Below are 18147 nucleotides of genomic sequence, written 5' to 3' on the forward strand. Positions count from 1 at the left end.
ATATCGAATTCCTACTGCGTCCTTCGGCCTGCCTTCTTATCTTCCAGATCCGTATCGTAAAGCCCATCGGTCCGCTCCGTTCTGACATCGACAAAATCGAACTCTTCAAGCACTCGCTTGATTGCCTCCTCATAGGGAACGTAACCGAATACTTTTAATTTACTATGTGGATTACAATTATAAACCTGGAAATCCTCGTGTTCAAAGTGGGGAAGTAATAGCCGAAATCGATCCTCAAGCTGCCGATAACTGGCGTTATTTCCATCCATTGATTTCTGTGATCTATCCTGGCCGAAATGATACTTAGAAACCGCATTCATGCGAAAATCCACTCCAAGTAGATAAATCCTACGAAAACCCAGCAAAAAAAGAATCCGTAGAGCAGCCAACATCACCGAACGCCCGCCACCATGTTTTTTGTGATTTCCCCAGTTAATGCAATCTTCCCACAGAAACTGTTCGGCCCTAAAATGTTCGTTCCTCTTGTAATAGACAACGTTAGGACAATCCCCCACTCGAATGTCCATAAACTTCCATGAGTCGCTATTAAATATAAACTTGCTCGCATGACAGATCGGCACAAATTTCGAAACTGTCGAATCAAGCCAGATGGACCTAAGGAAACGCTCCGGAGAATCGACTGAGACCCAAAGATTCGGTCTAAACGTTTTTACGGAATTGTTCAGGCCCATGGTCATAATTCCTGGCTGGCGAAGCAGAGAGGTATCCAACGAGCCGAACGACGGACCTCCTGCGATCAAAAAGACTGAGCGTCCGCGGTACATGTCGCCAAGCCATAAAGGATGATGATCTTGAGTAAAAAACATCGGGGGAGGTTGAACGAACCGATGTTTAAACTTTCGATATCCTTCATGACAGGAACGGCCCCACCGGGCGATCTTTTCATCTGCTCCACTCTTGGTCTCTGCTACGGGAGCTTCGTTCATGCGATTTCTTGGGCTCACAAACTAAAACTGGAGGTAAAATTAAGTTCTTATTCCATGCCAAAATGGGCAAAGCAAATTCTCATCAACTTCCGAATGATTTCCGATTTCAACTTTGCTGCCAAGGAGATTTCCCTTCGGCCGCGAAAAATCGCCCTTCAATGAACTGACCCAGCGGAAGAACTCCATCTACACAGCGCCGATGTACTCGTCTCATATTACGCCGTCGATTTTTCGGAGTCATATGAATTAACGGAACCCTCGATTTCATCGATCGATACGCTCTGAAGTACCAAAAGGGAAATATCCGAAAGGACAGATTCTCCCAACCATTCGTCTCCGAATCCCTTGGCTTCTCTTTGTCCCGTGACATTTCAACAATTCCTCTCAGCAGAACTTCAGCCACCTTGCCTTCCGAAGGTATTGCAATCGCGCAGAGGTAGCCCTTTTCTCCAAGCGCTCCCCAAGCCGCAGAAAGGTGCATCCAACGAGGTATCGGTCGCAACCACAAAATGTTCGGATCAAATAAGAATCCTCCAAATTTAGCGAGCACCCCTACTTGGAGAAGGGTATTCTTCACTCGTGCGTTGGCCGATTCATTATAAACACGCTGTAATTCCGGGCCTAATTCCATCACCGGATCCTGGTGAATCCTGACGCTAACGTCCGGATTCAACTCCGCAAATTCCTCAACATTTCTCCGTTGGTAATCAGAAAGGCCTTCCCTTCCGCAAATGAAATGAGCAACGGGCGGAATGGCCGCATTGGGAACCGCCGCCCAAGACTTCAACCACTCAACCATTTTCAAGCGGCTCCTCCTTGCGATTTTCTTGGGTATCTGCCTTCGAAGTAACTGCTCCAAGAACCAGTCTCGATACCGTTGGGAGTAGTCGGAGTACACGTCAAGGGGTGGTAATTCACGGTCCTCCAGGGAAATTTTAGCAACAAGATTCGAATGATTGCTAAACCAAGAATTACCGTATGCCCAAACAGGCCGGTCATAAATCAAACGAGCTTGATACAGAACGGTACTATTGATGGAAACAACCCCTATCGAACACCGAATTAATGTGTTCAGATCACCGTCTGAGGTCACCACGGTATTCGGCAACGAAATGACTACCGTCTCCAGACGCCTGACTGCGAACTCATCTCTCGCTCGCCGGGAAGATTTGGGGTGTGGGCGAACGACAATTTGAACCCCGCGCTCGACAATAGATCGCAAGTGGGCGACGTGTCTCTCATATCCACTGAGTTCGAGCCCAAACGCATTCACCTGATCGGTCAATAACTGCGCAGCGAAAATAATGTAAGGAGGGGTGATGCCAGGAGGTAGAATATCTTTTTTAAATTCAGACAAGCAAGACACTCGACATTTCTCCGCCAATGGAAACCGACGAGATCCGAAATCCAGATACGGGGTCCGGCACAACAAGGATTCGGCGCAGAATCCCATGGGATCCCCCCCAAATGTCCTGTAATGGGGAAACCAACCATTCTCACCGTAAAGAACGGGCACGGAATTCGCCGTCGCCCACTCATTGACTTCATACCTAAAAGGACAATACCCCCAGACAATGGCAATATCCGGAAGTCTGTTCAACTTAAGAAAATCCTGAAAATGCTCTCGCAGAGAAACCACTGTGTTCAGGATCGGCTCCATCCCACAACTGCGACAGGCTCGGAGCAAGCTTGTCTCAAAAGGACCCACCGGTAGGTATGTCGAGCACTTTTGTGCCGTCCTATCATTAGAATTTCCCATAAAAATCCTCTTAATTTGAATTCGATTTCACTGGGGCCTTAATAGCGTTCTTTATGTCATTTTTCGCCAAACCTAACAATTGAGGTTGCCGAAAGAAACTTGATCCTTTAACGTTTTGTTCACTCACCTATATCCTTGGACTTAATCCGGTCATTTGCATCCCAATTCGCGAGGGTTAAATCTGTAACTCCTTTCCCATTATATTGCCGATACCTTGAACGAAATCGCCATTGCTTCCCGTTTGCTGCACGCCCCCCGGCCAAACGTTCTTTAAATTCTTCGATACTCTTGGTTGCATAATGATTAATTCTCAGAAAGTCATTTGTAGCCTGTTCCTGATTTGGCCTTTGAATACATGGCTCACCCCTTTCATTAACCAAACAATAACCAGGAGGTGGATGAGTATAATGAGGATTTCCAATTCGCCTCATATAATCAGGTCGAAGGATCATCTTCGTCCATCGCGAAGGAAACGGAAATGTAGCAGTAAACCTTTTTGTCACAGGCATATCCACAAACTTCCTCTGTCCGTTTGAACCGAATAATTGCCAATGCACGATTACTCCAGCAAGTTTCTCATTTCCACAATACCTCCTCACAATTCGCTCAATCTGTTCCGGTAATAGTCTTCCGACTGGCGAGAACAGGAATTCGTCTGCATCCAGGAAAGCCACCCAATCAGCCGTATTCGTGCCCCGTAGCTCCTCCAACAAGTGGCGATAAATCGCCCGTTGCTGCCCCATTCCCGGCCACCATCTAAGCGTAACCAATCCTGCATCGACGAAAGACTTAAGCGAATTCTCGGTACTATCGTCACTGTGGTTGTCATATAAATAAAAATGCTCAACTCCCACCGATTGGTGAAACCGAATCCATTCCCCAAGGTAACGCGCTTCGTTCTTGATACAGGCACCGATAACGAGTCGATATTTCGCCGAGCACTTAACACCCATTTTCATTGCCTAAATTAAATCCCAAACAAAACGGCCCCGACAATATCGTGCAATTCGCAACACAGGCAAGTCTCGCATGCAATGCATCACCTCGTTCGAATTCTCCTGCGGAACAAGTTCGGATGGACAACATCCAAGGGCATCCCTCGACCTTCCGGCCATGTCGATTCGATCAACCTACCCACCGCCAAATCTTGCTTCACAAATAAAAACGTATTCTGCCGATACCAAACCGGGATTCTGCGATCCGACCAGATTTTTGGGCGAATGCAATCAATCGTCAAAAACCGAAACCTCTCAAACATTTGACACCAGTAGCTTTGCCAGCGTTCGTTCACATGGTGCCTCCCGCCTTGCCCCGGTATAGCACCAGAGAAAACGATGAAGTCTGCAAGCCGTACCAACTCCTCAACAAGTCGATCCGATCGAGGTGGAGAGAGATGTTCGACGACCTCCAGGCATATCGCCAAATCAAAGGTCCCAACGGGAAGGGAACTGATCTCGAAATTCATTCGAATTATCTGCTCTGCTGGAATGACCAATAAATCATTGTCCACCCATACCCCCTCGACACCAGTCACCTTCTCCAAGCCTCGGCGCCGCAATTCGTCTAACCAAACCCCGGTTCCACAACCAATATCCACCGCGGAATGAATTTCTGGAAGTCTGGATAGAACAATTTCCAGGATCCGATTCGCTGCATACTCCGTCCGCGACAAGCGGCGACTATAATTATTCCGACTATACACAATGACGGTCAGTGGTGCATTCCAATTCGACACCCGGTTCAATCACCGCAGACGCAAGTCAGACCTATCGAGAGGAAGTGATTTCTCCCACAAGCAACCATAATTTAAAATGCTGCAAGGGGTGTCGCGAGCACATTTTCGCCTACGATTCAGCTTACCTGTATTTTACCTTCGATTTGGCATCGAATAAAAGTGAATCATCTCCTAAAAGATTTCCGAAGGAAGTATCCTCTCAAAACCACGGCGCACCGTGCTTTTCGTAGATTCGAATCAGGGATCTTTCTCAGCTTGCTCCTCCATGTGCTTAGGATCATCCACTTCCTCGTCCTCAATCGATCTTCCTACATAATACTGAGCAAGGTCCATTCGATTTTTATAATCGAGAGCAATCGTATCATCCCACACAATTATACCATCGAGAACGACGATATACCCTACCGTACCTGAATCTTTTTCCTCCTCTTCAAAATGCACATAAAAAAGTTGAGAACCAAGGCGCATGTGCTCACTTACATCAACTTTAAAGTATGCGGATTGAGACTTCACGGCAGAATCCAAGTGACTCTGTAGATCCGCCATAGTGGAAACTCCATCGATTCGTAAACTCCCAGCTTCCAATCTCTCAGCATACCACGCGAAAAGGATCTCATTCGATTCGTGAATAAACGACAACTCTCTCTCTATAGAAGTCAAAGCAAACAATTTCTGATGCTCTGCTAAGCCGGGATAATTACGATAAAACTCCTTGTCGGCATTCGCCAAACTAACAGCGAGTAATGACAAAAAAAGACCAATTATTCCATATTTATTATTCATATTTAACAACATTCCAAGCCACACGCACGTCGCAAGATTGCCGCCCTCGCTGACTGGCATTTTTCTTCGTTCTTCTCAACAACTCTGATCTGATTACCCAAAAAGGCGAAGGACATCTCAAGGCGGAAAGTCCAGCAGACTTCGCAGTTACCATGATTTGGCCTGATCTTAACCTCAAGTTTCTGTTGTAGGCCCACGAGTGCAGCTAATCCTTTTGCGAGTTCATCCACAACAAGCTCTGCCGCCGAACTAGCAATGTCCTCGACAAAATCAAAAAGTGGCCTGCCCGTCAAATCGGTAAAAGCTTGGGAACCTCGGCTTTTCAACAATTTGTCAGCAGCACTCCGAGCCGTTTGGTTAGTTCTCAAAAAGTGGCTGACCTTACCACTCGCGAAGGCGCCGGCCACCATTTGGGGTAACTTCTCCAAGAAACGGCGCTCCCCGCTCTTTCCTTGCCCGTGCAACCTGATTTTCATCCACTCATCTGGAGATGTCATACAGTATTGCTTTACGTAGGTTGCGAGAATAATGCGATTTAAACGTTCCGAAACATATCCCAATGCAGCATGTTTGGCGGCTTCAACAGCAGCACTTTTGATTAAGCTCTTGGCCACGAAGGGTAACAGTGGAGTCAAACCTTTTAAGTCGAAATACAGAAAGGGATTATTATTAACGAACCGATACGAGTTCAAGCCGCCCTTTTCACCGACTGGATCCCTGCTGATCCACCTCCCTAGATTGGGATGGTAGAAGCGATAGCGCACCTGGTATAGCCCGGTCTCGAGGTCGTAGCGATAGGCGTGGAAAAGAGTCTCCCAGGCGAAGCTGGAACTGGTCCGGTTTCCAAAGGAAGCGTCCATGTAGCTGGGGGCGCCGAAGCCGTCGTAGGCGTAGCGCTCCTGCACCGTGCCCGAGGTGTTCACCACTGACGTTACACTCCCCATCGCATCACTCAGGGAATATAGCCGCTCAGAGGAGACTCCCGGACGGTCGCGTAGCACCAGGTCGTCAATGGCGCGGGTTCCCCAGACATAGTGGCGATCCGCGGTGGTCGCCTGATCCAACCGCTCTTCGAGCACCTGCCATTGATCCGAGTAGTAATAATGGCGGGTCTGTCCCCCAGCCTCTTTGCTCACCCGGCGGTATTCGCCGTCGTAGCGGTAGGTCGCGACTACAGCGCCGCCGAGACCGGGGGCGTTTCTGACTTCCACCAGGCGATTCCAGCCGTCCCATTTCAGGTCGTAACCGTCGCTCAAGGAAAGCGGCGGCGGGATGCTGATCATGTTCCCCGCTGCGTCATGCGCGGGCGTCGGCCACGGAGTCCCGGAGTTGGCGGTAATGTCGGTAATCTCGTTGGCGACGCTATGGGTCCGGTTCTGATCAAGAACCGTGCTTCCGTTTTCTTTACGAAGGTAGGCGGTTTGCGTCCCCCGCCAGTTGCCGGCCGGATCGTAGTTCCAGACTTCCTCTTGTTCTGGAGTTCCGCTGATGCCGGTTTTGTTCGCGTTGAGGGTCCCCCGGTTCCGGTTCTTGACCTGATTCAGTCCGTCGTAGTCGTAATGTTCGTCATGGTCGCCCGCGGCCACCGTGTTCTCACGCCACAGACGGGAAGAGCCACGATCATAGCCGTATTGGAAGCGATCGACATCCGTGTCATCAACGGTTCGCCTCCAGCGCTGGTCGGTCACCCGGCCGAAGCGGTCGAGCCCGGTGTATGGGTCGCCGGCCTCCCCCGTGGCGCCGTTGGCGAAGTAGGTCAGTTCCACTTGCGGCTGATCCGGATAACCGGCTATCACCGGTTGGCCGCGACCGAGATAAGCGTAACGGGCGAGCACCACGCTTGACTGACGAAGCTCATTCATCAAAGCTGGTTAATCTGTTGGTCAAATACCGACGTCAGTTAGACTGGTAAAGCCGACGAGAGAGAATCGCGATCCCGTGATCTCCCGCTGGATTCAGCTTACCTGTGTTTTACCTTCGATTTGACATAGGCCAGAAGTGACTCATCCAAAGTCTCTTTCCATATTGTCAACTGAGGATAACCGTCCTTTTGAAAAACCACGGTCGTTTGGGTTTCGACGTATTCCGAAAAATCCTTCCACTTAATGTGCAAATCCATGTTTACAGCACTTATATAAAAACCCTCGCCCGAAATCCGAAGTTTAAACCGAGGGTGAGCGAGCATCTTAAAATTCGCGCTAGCTCGGTTCATCAGATCGAAGTATGATTTCACCCAAGGACTAATAAAAATCAACCAAAACGCAAGAAACATAATCGCGCTATCGATGCCAAACAGCGGAGACATAAGCACAATCGATAGAACAATTCCACTAAAAATCGCAATAGGAGTCTTCCTTCTCCCGAATATCACCTTCCAAAAGTACTCTCGAGCAGCTCGACGAGCCATCTCCTCGGTAAGATCATATTCGATTTCCTGTTCCACCTTATCCTCCATTCCCATACTGAAATAATTCATTTCATCCTGAAACAAATCAAATGACTTTGACAAAACTGAGAGCGTTCGCCTATTCGATCTAACTTTTTAGTTGCTTGCAGAAACAGCATGAACTAAGATTCCGCCGATCACCACGGCTAGCGCAGGTCCAGCAGCTAGAGATGCCGCATAGGCCGCGGCTACAACAACCACAGCAGCAGCAGTAGCCGTCCCTATCACATTTACTTCACCATTGTAGTCACAAGTCAATCGCACCTGAATGGTACTGCACTTGCAGCAACTATTATTGTTTCCATACACAAACCTATGGGCGGAAGCTCGTCCCTTCAGATCAAAATTCGCCTTTAACCCTTGGTTAAATCGGGATCTTGCATAGGCCGATAATCGATAATTGATATCAACACTCGCTTGCTTGTTTCGAGCTCCAAGTTTTATTTGGAACGATGAAGGACGAGAGCTAAATGGGTTTATATTTATATCTGATATTGGTTTGAAATACCCATCCCAATTCCCCCATTCGTTCTTGCATGAATTAGCAGCTTTGTCTGACCATGAAAGACTTCCTTCAATATCGCAGTCTATCCTTGCTCGAACAAATGCCCCGACCCCATATCGTGTAGGAAGGTCGGCACTAAAAGGCCACTTTATATCAATTTTTTTATCACAGGTTAACGATCCCACCAGCCTAGGAATTGAGAAGAGCCCCATTGGGTCGTAGAGGCTAATCGGGTCGTTCTCGGCAAATTCATACAGACTAACATCCTGCTCCTCAATTGGATCCCTGCTGATCCACCTTCCAAGGTTAGGATGCAGGTAACGATAGCGCACCTGGTATAGCCCGGTCTCGAGGTCGTAGCGATAGGCGTGGAAAAGAGTCTCCCAGGCGAAGCTGGAACTGGTCCGGTTTCCAAAGGAAGCGTCCATGTAGCTGGGGGCGCCAAACCCGTCGTAGGCGTAGCGCTCCTGCACCGTGCCCGAGGTGTTCACCACTGACGTCACGCTCCCCATCGCATCACTCAGGGAATATAGCCGCTCAGAGGAGACTCCCGGACGGTCGCGTAGCACCAGGTCGTCAATGGCGCGCGTTCCCCAGACATAGCGCCGATCCGCAGTCGTCGCCTGATCCACCCGCTCTTCGAGCACCTGCCATTGATCCGAGTAGTAATAATGGCGGGTCTGTCCCCCAGCATCTTTGCTCACCCGGCGAGATTCGCCGTCGTAGTGGTAGGTGGCCACCACCGCGCCCCCGAGACCCGGGGCGTTTCTGACTTCCACCAAGCGGTTCCAAGCGTCCCATTTTAGGTCATAACCGTCGCTCAAGGAAAGCGGCGGCGGAATGCTGATCATGTTCCCCGCTGCGTCATGCGCGGGCGTCGGCCACGGAGTCCCGGAATTGGCGATAATATCGGTGATTTCGTTCGCGACGCTGTGGGTCCGGTTTTGGTTCAGAACGGTGGTGCCGTTTTCTTTGCGCAGGTAGGCGGTTTGTGTCCCGCGCCAGTTGCCGGCGGGGTCGTAGTTCCAGACTTCCTCTTGTTTCAGGGTTCCGCTGATGCCGGTTTTGCTGACGTTAAGCGTGCCCAAATCCCGGTTCTTGACTTGGTTAAGGCCGTCGTAGTTGTAATGTTCGTCATGGTCGCTCGCGGCGACCGTGTTCTCACGCCACAGGCGGGAGGAGCCACGGTCGTAGCCGTATTGGAAGCGATCGACATCCGTGTCATCACCGGTTCGCCTCCAGCGCTGGTCGATCACCCGGCCGAACCGGTCAAGCCCGGTGTATGGGTCGCCGGCCTCCCCGGTGGCCCCGTTGGTGAAGTAGGTCAGCTCCACTTGCGGCTGATCCGGGTAACCGGCTATCACCGGTTGACCGCGACCGAGGTAAGCATAGCGGGCGAGCACCACGCTCGACTGACGAAGTTCGTGGATCCGGTTGAGCACATCATCAGCGCCGCCAGCACTGCCGTAATCATAATCAAGAATGGTTCCATCGGGATACTCCACCGCGATGGGCCGGATATGGTTGGCGCTACCGTCACTGTAGTTGTAACTAACCCCCGGCGTAGTCGAAATGTTAACCGGGCCGTCGTGCGACTGGTACTCCGCGCTCAACTGACCGAAGGCATTATAAGATTTTTGCACTTCGTTAACGACGATGCCCCTGCCGGGGGTCGGGTGGCTGTGACTGGTCACCTTTTCCATCATCCCGCGCACGTCATAGGTAAATGTCATTGACCGAACGGTGTCGTCCACCGTTGAGGGAAGAACGGCAACTCCGGAATAAACCGGACGACCGAGCTTATCGTATATGAGTGTGCGAGTCACGCCTCGCTGGTCTTTGATCCCCACGTTCTCACCGAGCCGGTTGTAGGTGTATTCCACCCGGTCCTCCGGCGCGGATTTGTCCGGATATTCTTTCGCGCGGAGAAGGTCGCTTCGCGCCACCCCGGAATCGTCCAACGTGGTGCCGTAGACCCAAGTTGTGACTTGATCGCCCGTTACGTTGTTGCGTACGACCAAGGTCTGCATCAGTCCGTCGGCGGTATAACTCTGTTCCGTGGTCTTATTCTCATCCGGGGCGGTCCCGTTTTCCACGTAGTTTTCGATTGTCTTGATACGCCGCCCGGCGTCGTCGAACTCGACCCGATTCTCCGTTCCCTTTGGATCGATTGTTCGCCAAACCTGACCCGCTCCGTCGCGATCCTGACTTGCCACAAGAACGGTGTCCGAACGAGCAGGAATCGTCGAAGGACGGCTGAGGGTCGAGCCGCCGTTTGTACCATAGGCAACCTGCGCCTGAATCCGGCCAATCGTATCGGGATAGCTCGTCGAGTAGGAGACGCGGGCCTTAGGCTGGGAACCGCTTGGAGTGCTCAATTCGCCGGTTCCGGTGGCGTCGTGAAAACGTTCCCGAATTGTTGTCCGGATGACGTTACCGGCGGCATCGTACAGACTCTCCGTTTGTTCGATGACCGTATTATTCGTTACGCTTCCGGCCGCAGCGTAATTGGTGTCGGCCTCCGAAAGGTTGAAGCAAAGAAACTGCTTCATCGGGCGGTTCAAACCGTCATAGAAGGTCTTTTCGAACTCCCGACTTCCCATCTGCACCTGTTTGATCACATTGCCTGTCGCATCATACCAGGTTTTTTCCTTCAAGGAGTTCCCGATTTGTCCACCGCTCACCCCGTATTGAAGCCGAAGGTAAACCCGGCCGCGCAGATCGTATTTGGTCTCGACTCGACTGATCAACGCGCCCGAAGCCTCCCCGGCACGCCGGTCAACACAGATCACCCGGTCCTGATTGTCGTAGGTAGTCTCCTCGTAGAGATCGAGTTCTCCGTCGAGCACTGTTCGGCGGTTGCGGAAATCGTACTCGTAATTGGTCTCCCGGTAATCGATTTGACTGGCATAGCGGCGTTCCTGGGTCAGATTTCCGTCGCCTCCCGCCTGGCCATGATCATACTGGTTGGCCGTTACTAATACCATGTTGTTCGAGCCACCGCTTCCGGCTGGATTGCTATTCGTCGCGCCAAAGTCATTCGTGCCCACCCAGATTTCCGCGACCTCTCCAGGAATGGTGTAAACCTTCCGCTCAATCGTGCCGCCCGGTGTCTGACTCCGGACGAGCCGTCGGCGCGAATCATATCCAAAGTCCGTTTGATTATAATTGACTCCGGAAATGCCCTCACCCGACGATGGAATCACGTGGTAAACTCGCTCGAAGACATGATAACCGTCGAGATTATATCCACTCTTACTCCAACGAACCCAATCCGACTGTGCGAACTGATCTGACGCTGAAAGCTTTCCCGAACCGCTGGTACGCTTGGAAGCGATCACATCGATCACCCGCCCCGCGAAATCGTATCGGGTGATTCGCACCGGCTCGATCAATTCAAACGTCTCAAACGCAGGACCCGTAGCATACCCGTCTGCCTCGCGGCGGTCCCGCATCCAGTCGCGATAAACTGTCCATCGCGCCCTCCGGACGTCCATGGCAACGCCTCCGACATCGATCTGGTGGACAGGTCCCAATTCTTGAGTGATTCTTCCTTGGTTGTCGTGTTCAAAATCGAAAACCAGGTGCAACCCTCCCCCAGGAGGAGTAATCCAAGCGGGTTTGCCAGGATCATTGACCTGACTCATATCCACGTCATCGATCCGCCTGTTTAAAGCACCTGTTGCCAGATCATACTCATACTTCGTGATGTATCCACGCTCATTCTGTTCCCACGTCAGGTTCCCGTAGCTATCGAACTTCTCCTTACGGCTATCCGTTGTTTCCGATCCGTGCTCCGTGTCCGGGACCTCCGGAAGAATGATCGTCCTTTCATCTATTTGAAAGGTGTCACCCAGCCAACTATACTGATAGGCCGTGCAGGCAATCTGCAAGAGCTGATCACTATCACTCGGATAGCATGTCTCCTTTTGGACAAGGTAGATCACTCCCTCTTCCTCGACCTCCCGTTCCGTATACAGCCATTCCTTGAGTTTTATTTCCGTTCCCTGTGTGCCCTCCTGAATCTTCTGGCACTTCAGATAACCCGGAGCCCCCTCGCTGCCGTCGTCCGGATAAAATTCGCTCAAATTGATCAAGCCTTCATGGTCATGCAGGTATTTGTAATTTCCCTGTGATCCGTTATACTCAACCAAGTCGGCTGCTCCCTCATTGTAATATTCGCCCGCGACCTGTCGAAACGCAGAGGATTCCGCCTCCAAAACCGTTCGGGCCTTGCCATCGTACCGGCGATAGGTGCACCATTTGGACAGTCCGTCTTCGGATTCCAGAGCCCTTAAAATGACCTGGCCCACGCGGTTGGTGAAAATGATGTTCCGGTTGCCATCAGGCAAAGTCTCCACCGTCTTTATTACCCATTGGTTATAATTGTCATGGGATGGAGGTGGACGCGAACTCTTGGATCGATCGAAAGTATAACGGCGGGCTCCGCCCATGACCTCCTCCACGATAACCCGTCGGTGGTGGTCGTATTCAAAGTAATGATCGGCGTATTGGGCGACCTGCCAATCCCATGCGGTCTCCGGGTCCAGGGCAACTGTCACCATCTGGTGATACGCTTCCGGACCTACGATGAATTTCACGCCATGAGGAACGCCGGGATGTTCCCAGTCCGTGTAATAACGGAAATAATACGTCTCAATAACACGCAGGTTAGGCGGGCGAACGGGGACCAACACCTGTATAGACTTCAAATCCCCGGGGTTGCCATAAACCGGGTGTTCCGAGCTGGATGATGAAGAACTCGACGAACACCAAGGAGACAACGAGGAATCCTTCTTCGGACAGGGCGGATTCTCGTAATAAGAAAACTGATTGCTTCGCACCGTAACGCCATCCACGCTCGCCACCACGCGTTCGAGTTTACCTTCATTTTCCGAAGCGTTGATATAATGATACTCATAACGAAGGGTCTGCTCCCCAGACGAGATCTCCACCGCCAATAAACGGTGTGTGGCATCACAGTAAACCACCGATCCGGTATGACCCGCCGGATCTTCAAGTCCCTTCAACCTCCCCCGACGCTCGGGCACCCCTGAAAAATCGAAATATCGCGTCCTGTAGCCATTGGCATCGGTGTGGATGAACTCATTTCCCTTCTTCTCCAATCGATCATGACTGAAGAACCTAACTTTATAGTCATTGTTCTCGTCACGATCAAACCACAATACCGAATAGAACCCGCGGACCAAAGCTATCGATGCCCCATTCTGCTTCGAAACAAGGTAGGACAACTCCTCCACCGCCCAATTGTTCCCGTTTAACCCCGTGCTCAACGACTCCTGACGATTGCTATACGTCAGTGTATGACCCCAGCCGCGCCCAAACCCGTGAGACGACAGATCATTCACTTTGTAGCGAATGTGTCCATTGGCATACTTCACCGGCTCGTCGCTCACACCGTCACCGCCACCGCATTCGGGCGGCTCCTCACTCGATTCGCTCGAACTCTCTTCTTCGCTCGAACTGCTGGTGACTCCTCCGCCTCCGTGGCTTGAATGCTCGATTCACTCGAGCTACTCGAGTCGCTCGAGTCGCTTGAGTCGCTTGATTCGCTGGAGTCGCTGGAGTCGCTGGAGTCGCTTGATTCGCTGGAGTCGCTTGATTCGCTTGATTCGCTGGATTCGCTGGATTCGCTTGAATCGCTGGAGTCGCTCGAATCGCTTGAATCGCTTGAATCGCTGGAGTCGCTGGATTCACTGGATTCGCTTGATTCGCTGGATTCGCTGGATTCGCTTGAATCGCTGGATTCACTGGATTCGCTTGAATCGCTGGATTCACTGGATTCGCTTGAATCGCTGGATTCACTTGAATCGCTTGAATCGCTGGATTCGCTGGATTCGCTTGAATCACTGGAGAAGCTATTTCCGGCCTCTTGAAGTGCCGTCAAGTAAGCTTCGAAGTCCTTTGATGCAGCTTGGTTTTTTTTGTCAGGAGGGAAATTGCGGGTAGCCATACCAAATCAATATTTCAAATCAATTTTTATTAGTATCAACCTAATATAGCACCGCGCCAACGACCCAAAGGAATCACAATTCATTACGAAGCAGCCACATCAAGGTCTTATCTCCATATCTGTTTAACGAGTTTCGTTCCAGGTTGTCAAACTCATTTTTCATCGAAAAATGGGATCTCATGGGATCTCCAACACAAGCGAGGCTGAAACCGCCGCAACGGAACTCAACGCGACTCCTGAAAAATCACCTTCACCCCGGCCGAGCTCTCCTGATTGGTGGTGCGGTTCGAGTCGGCTGAAGGAGCAACCGGATTGAACTCAGTTCCGCTCCGAAACCAGTTCGGGCAGATCGAACAACGCGTTCACATAAGTGCGGGCCTGCTCCAGATTCTGGACAACCAGCCCGGGATCCCGCCTGACCTTTGCGATCAGTAACGATCCCTGCCACAAACTGTTTAACATCCATGCGACCTGGGCCGGTTCGAATTCGATCCGGACCGGATGCACCCGCTTGGCTGCGACCAAAAAAGCGGTCACGAAGGCGGTCCAACCGGCGAAGGCATGGCCACACGTTTCCCGAATCTCTCCATGCGAGTCCGAAAGTTCCTGGGACATCATCCCGAGCAGACACGCCAGGACTCCCCCCGGGGGGTTCCGGACACTGGCGATCAGCCCGTCGAAGAAGTGGTTCAACTGGACCAGTGGATCGCCCGCAACCCCACCGATCGCCTCCTGGTAACTCACCACGCGACCCCGGCACCACCAGTCGAGCGCCGCCAAACCAATATCCTCCTTGGTTTTGAAATGGTGGAAAAACGCCCCTTTCGTCACCCCGGCCTCGTCGCAAATATGATCAACCGTGGTCGCAGTGAATCCCTGGCGCCGGATCAAATCACTCGCGGCCTCGACCAACTTCAACTTGGTCGCCGCCGGATCCCGCGCTCTCGTTTTCCCACCAGACATACTGCCCGGTATGTAAGTCAGGGAGCCCCCATTCGTCAACCGCATTCAAACGTTTTACCCAACTCCCCGCCCCTGACCGGCGCCCATCCGGGAAATCCGCGGTTCCGCTCATTCGCGTTTCCACTTCCTTCACCATGTATCCGGAATTTCATTATTCCGGCTGGCCGCTTCGTAGGTCGATTTGGTCAAAAGCGATCGGCTCACTTCCGATTCGCTCTCCCATCCCGAATGGGTTTCCGGCGAACCGCCCGGATCCGGCGCCGGCAACGCCCGATCGACTACCGAGGCCAGCCGTCCCGTCGTGCCCGGGAAAAGCCGACTGAAAACCACCGCGGCGCGGGCAGGCGCTCCGAGAATCAAACTCGGCGCCCCCGCGCGGCAGGCGTCCAATATCTTCCGCGCCGCCCGGTCCGCATTCATCGAAAGCAACGGCAAGGAGTCGGCCACCGCAAACCAGGCATACTCGGCTTGCCGTCGTCCCTTGAACATGGCGTTCGGCGGCGACCCCGTCCGCATCAACCCCGGACAAACCGTCGTCACCCGAATGTTATCCTTCCGCAACTCCGCCCCAAAGCCGTCGGACAACCCGGTCAGGGCGAATTTGCTGGCCGAATACGGAACCAAATGCGGCGCGGCGATCTGTCCCCCGATGGAACTGATGTTGACGATACGACCTTCCCCCGCCCGGCGCATGTGCGGCAAGACCGCCAACATCAGGTAGAGCGGGCCGTAGAAATGAACGCCCATCGCCTCTTCGAAATCCTTGACCCGCTGATTGGCGAGCGGCCCGACTTGAATGATTCCCGCGTTGTTGATCAATACATCGATTTTTCCGAAACGTCCAACGATCTCGTCCACCGCCTCGTTCACCTCTTCTTGCTTGGAAACATCGCATGGCACCGTCATCACCGAAACCCCGGTTTGATGAAGCTCCTCTTCAGCCCGCAAGAGCTCCGCCCGTTTCCGCGCCAACAGCACCAGGTTCGCCCCTTCCGCCGCCAGCCTCCTGGCCATCAACAATCCGAGCCCCCGCGAACCGCCGGTGATCACGACGGTCCGGCCGTGGAATCCATATCGCCTCCTCGGTCGCCAAACGCCGAAGGCGACACCCGCGGCCACCCCGACCGCCACTCCGCCCAAAACCCCGAGCACGGGCCATTCCGCCACCCGACTCTTTCCTTTTCCCCCTCTCCCCATCGTCTCCTCCTTGACGCGGAACCTACCGGCGAATCCATCCATTTTCAAGCCGCCCAGCCTTGACGCCAAATTGGAGTGCCCGCATTCATGCGCTCTTCCCGTCGAGAACCTTTTAACCGGGGGACCGCCAGAGGAAATAACCCTGTCCGGGCTTCGTGAAATCAAATCGAAGGTCTCCTCTTTCAGCAAAGAAGGTCAATCGAGCACCAAATTCCGCCCGCCGAGGAAAAGCACCCAGATCAACACGGTCAGCCAGTGAATGATGGTCGGCACCCACAACGACCGCGAATAGATGTAACTCAACCCGCAACTGATCCCCAATAGGAAAACGATCGCCAAAAAGGCCGGGTTCAAAAAGAACTCCCGCGCCTCCGGATTGATCGTCAAAGCGTTCAACGGATGCCAAAGCACAAAGACCGCCGTGCTGAGAAGGGTGTAGAAAACGACCGCCCCGGTGCCCTTCTCCCGGGTGTTCCGGGGAATCAACACTCCACGGAAAAACGCCTCCTCCAGCAACGACGGAAACACGAAAAGCCCGAGCGGCAGCAAAAAGAAATACCGCGCCTCGACCAACCCCGGCTCGAACAATCCCGACAACCACCCGATCAAAACCGCCGGCACCGCATACGCCACCGCCAACAGCGCAGACAACCTCCACCGCTCCAAAGGTCCGGTCTTGATCCCCGCCCAGAGGTTTTCCCTCAAATACCAAACAATACGCGTCATGAACAATTGGATACTCTCCGTCCGATGCGAACTCCAACGACAACCACCAAACCGGCCAACGCCAGCCCGAGTCCGTAATAACGGGGTTCCGGAATCACTCCAAAAAGCTCGTCCCGATAAGCCGAGAGATCGGCGAAGTAAGTCAGGTTTCCAGCCAACACCAGACTCCCTTGTTTGGCGACCATCGACGTATCCGCCGGCTGGTTTTGAAAACCTGCAACCGCCATGAACATCCCCGCCAACTCCCAATTGCCGGTCAGATTGTTGAAGATGAACAAACCGCCCCCGGAATCACCGAGCGATCCCGCCGATTGATTCAACCCGCTGTTGAGAAATTCGACTTGAAACGCCTGTGTCCCCAACACCGGGCCTGCCGTCAAACTCTGCACCGTCCCGGTCCCCCATCGCCCGACATTGGGAGTGGTCCATTTATATCCTTCGTAATACATCGCGTTCGGATTGGGCGGCGGTTGACTGATCTCTTCGAAGGCGGAGTTCCAATAAAACACTTCCTCCTGACGTTGTCGTCCGAATCCCATCATCCGCACCTCCGTTCCGGGAAGAGGGCTGAGATTGGCGATCGGAATGGGAGCCAACGCCGGAGAGGTGGTCAATCGAATCAACCGCAGATCAGTCGAGCCGATCCGCATCGACCCGGTGCCATTGAATGTCGTGTCCCGGGTATACGAAATCCCCCCGAAACTATATTGCGCCCGCAACGAAGTGTGTGCGGCGGTCAGCACGAACCCATCCCCGAGATAGACGGCCGACCCATTCGCCCCGACCGCGTCACCGACGTAATCGAACCACGAATCGGCGGGGGAAGGTTTGGTGGTTTGATTACCACCGATTCCGCCGGGGCCCCCGACGATCACCGCGTGGGCGAAGGATAAACCACCGATCAAAAACAAAACGGTGCAGCCGCTTCGCGCCAGCCACGCCCGCGGAACAAAAGGAACCAAAGATCGAAGCATAGACGGGCATTATGAGAACCGACTCCCCCTCCGCAAATCAATTTCCGAGCCACCGCGGAGCTTCGCGCTCCAGCCGAAGTCCGCCGCTCCTTCATCCGGCGAAAGCCGGATGCTACCCCGCAGCATCGAGTTTGCACT

The 18147-nt window shown here is 52.7% G+C and carries 13 protein-coding genes; 1 reads left to right on the plus strand and 12 read right to left on the minus strand.

The window, feature by feature from the left end:
- Window positions 1-11: 11 nt before the first annotated feature.
- From ACWUI2_RS03620 to ACWUI2_RS03655, 8 genes are all read right to left on the minus strand, one after another.
- The gene (locus ACWUI2_RS03620; RefSeq protein ID WP_486981502.1) at window positions 12-947 is read right to left on the minus strand and encodes a hypothetical protein; all 936 of its coding nucleotides are present in this window, start codon (window positions 945-947) and stop codon (window positions 12-14) included.
- A 106-nt stretch (window positions 948-1053) separates the two neighbouring features.
- On the minus strand, window positions 1054-2607 hold the full coding sequence (locus ACWUI2_RS03625) for a capsular polysaccharide export protein, LipB/KpsS family (protein ID WP_486981503.1): 1554 nt from the start codon (window positions 2605-2607) through the stop codon (window positions 1054-1056).
- Window positions 2608-2825: 218 nt separating this feature from the next.
- Window positions 2826-3665, minus strand: a complete 840-nt coding sequence (locus ACWUI2_RS03630; protein ID WP_486981504.1) for a glycosyltransferase family 2 protein — start codon at window positions 3663-3665, stop codon at window positions 2826-2828.
- 80 nt (window positions 3666-3745) lie between these two features.
- Entirely contained in the window at window positions 3746-4441 is a 696-nt protein-coding gene (locus ACWUI2_RS03635; RefSeq protein ID WP_486981505.1) for a class I SAM-dependent methyltransferase, read from the minus strand.
- 237 nt (window positions 4442-4678) lie between these two features.
- Window positions 4679-5224 (minus strand): hypothetical protein, encoded by a 546-nt coding sequence (locus tag ACWUI2_RS03640; protein WP_486981506.1) that lies wholly within the window; start codon window positions 5222-5224, stop codon window positions 4679-4681.
- Window positions 5225-5226: 2 nt separating this feature from the next.
- Window positions 5227-7086: an RHS repeat domain-containing protein gene (locus ACWUI2_RS03645; RefSeq protein WP_486981507.1), complete on the minus strand. Its 1860-nt coding sequence runs from the start codon at window positions 7084-7086 to the stop codon at window positions 5227-5229.
- 98 nt (window positions 7087-7184) lie between these two features.
- Window positions 7185-7700, minus strand: a complete 516-nt coding sequence (locus ACWUI2_RS03650) for a hypothetical protein (RefSeq protein WP_486981508.1) — start codon at window positions 7698-7700, stop codon at window positions 7185-7187.
- Window positions 7701-7766: 66 nt separating this feature from the next.
- The gene (locus tag ACWUI2_RS03655) at window positions 7767-13592 is read right to left on the minus strand and encodes an RHS repeat domain-containing protein (protein WP_486981509.1); all 5826 of its coding nucleotides are present in this window, start codon (window positions 13590-13592) and stop codon (window positions 7767-7769) included.
- Between the two features lie 99 nt (window positions 13593-13691).
- On the opposite strand from ACWUI2_RS03655, the gene ACWUI2_RS03660 reads away from it, so the two are divergent.
- Entirely contained in the window at window positions 13692-14072 is a 381-nt protein-coding gene (locus tag ACWUI2_RS03660) for a hypothetical protein (protein WP_486981510.1), read from the plus strand.
- Between the two features lie 395 nt (window positions 14073-14467).
- Here ACWUI2_RS03660 and ACWUI2_RS03665 read toward each other — a convergent pair whose 3' ends face one another.
- The 4 genes from ACWUI2_RS03665 to ACWUI2_RS03680 form a co-directional block, all read right to left on the minus strand.
- On the minus strand, window positions 14468-15112 hold the full coding sequence (locus ACWUI2_RS03665; RefSeq protein ID WP_486981511.1) for a TetR/AcrR family transcriptional regulator: 645 nt from the start codon (window positions 15110-15112) through the stop codon (window positions 14468-14470).
- A gap of 129 nt (window positions 15113-15241) precedes the next feature.
- Entirely contained in the window at window positions 15242-16351 is a 1110-nt protein-coding gene (locus tag ACWUI2_RS03670; RefSeq protein WP_486981512.1) for an SDR family NAD(P)-dependent oxidoreductase, read from the minus strand.
- 153 nt (window positions 16352-16504) lie between these two features.
- A complete protein-coding gene (locus tag ACWUI2_RS03675; RefSeq protein ID WP_486981513.1) occupies window positions 16505-17035 on the minus strand; it encodes a CPBP family glutamic-type intramembrane protease in 531 nt (176 codons plus the stop codon).
- The gene (locus tag ACWUI2_RS03680; RefSeq protein WP_486981514.1) at window positions 17032-17997 is read right to left on the minus strand and encodes a hypothetical protein; all 966 of its coding nucleotides are present in this window, start codon (window positions 17995-17997) and stop codon (window positions 17032-17034) included. The genes ACWUI2_RS03675 and ACWUI2_RS03680 overlap by 4 nt, the downstream gene beginning before the upstream one ends.
- Window positions 17998-18147 lie beyond the last annotated feature (150 nt).

Source organism: Verruconatronum alginivorum, from assembly GCF_056590205.1.

Excerpts from the sequence above, each read along its gene's own strand:
- ACWUI2_RS03620 (WP_486981502.1), bottom strand. The coding sequence starts at position 947 with ATGAACGAAGCTCCCGTAGCAGAGACCAAGAGTGGAGCAGATGAAAAG.
- ACWUI2_RS03675 (WP_486981513.1), bottom strand. The coding sequence starts at position 17,035 with ATGACGCGTATTGTTTGGTATTTGAGGGAAAACCTCTGGGCGGGGATC.
- ACWUI2_RS03630 (WP_486981504.1), bottom strand. The coding sequence starts at position 3,665 with ATGAAAATGGGTGTTAAGTGCTCGGCGAAATATCGACTCGTTATCGGT.
- ACWUI2_RS03645 (WP_486981507.1), bottom strand. The coding sequence starts at position 7,086 with ATGAATGAGCTTCGTCAGTCAAGCGTGGTGCTCGCCCGTTACGCTTAT.
- ACWUI2_RS03670 (WP_486981512.1), bottom strand. The coding sequence starts at position 16,351 with ATGGATGGATTCGCCGGTAGGTTCCGCGTCAAGGAGGAGACGATGGGG.
- ACWUI2_RS03625 (WP_486981503.1), bottom strand. The coding sequence starts at position 2,607 with ATGGAGCCGATCCTGAACACAGTGGTTTCTCTGCGAGAGCATTTTCAG.
- ACWUI2_RS03660 (WP_486981510.1), top strand. The coding sequence starts at position 13,692 with ATGCTCGATTCACTCGAGCTACTCGAGTCGCTCGAGTCGCTTGAGTCG.
- ACWUI2_RS03650 (WP_486981508.1), bottom strand. The coding sequence starts at position 7,700 with ATGAATTATTTCAGTATGGGAATGGAGGATAAGGTGGAACAGGAAATC.
- ACWUI2_RS03640 (WP_486981506.1), bottom strand. The coding sequence starts at position 5,224 with ATGAATAATAAATATGGAATAATTGGTCTTTTTTTGTCATTACTCGCT.
- ACWUI2_RS03665 (WP_486981511.1), bottom strand. The coding sequence starts at position 15,112 with ATGTCTGGTGGGAAAACGAGAGCGCGGGATCCGGCGGCGACCAAGTTG.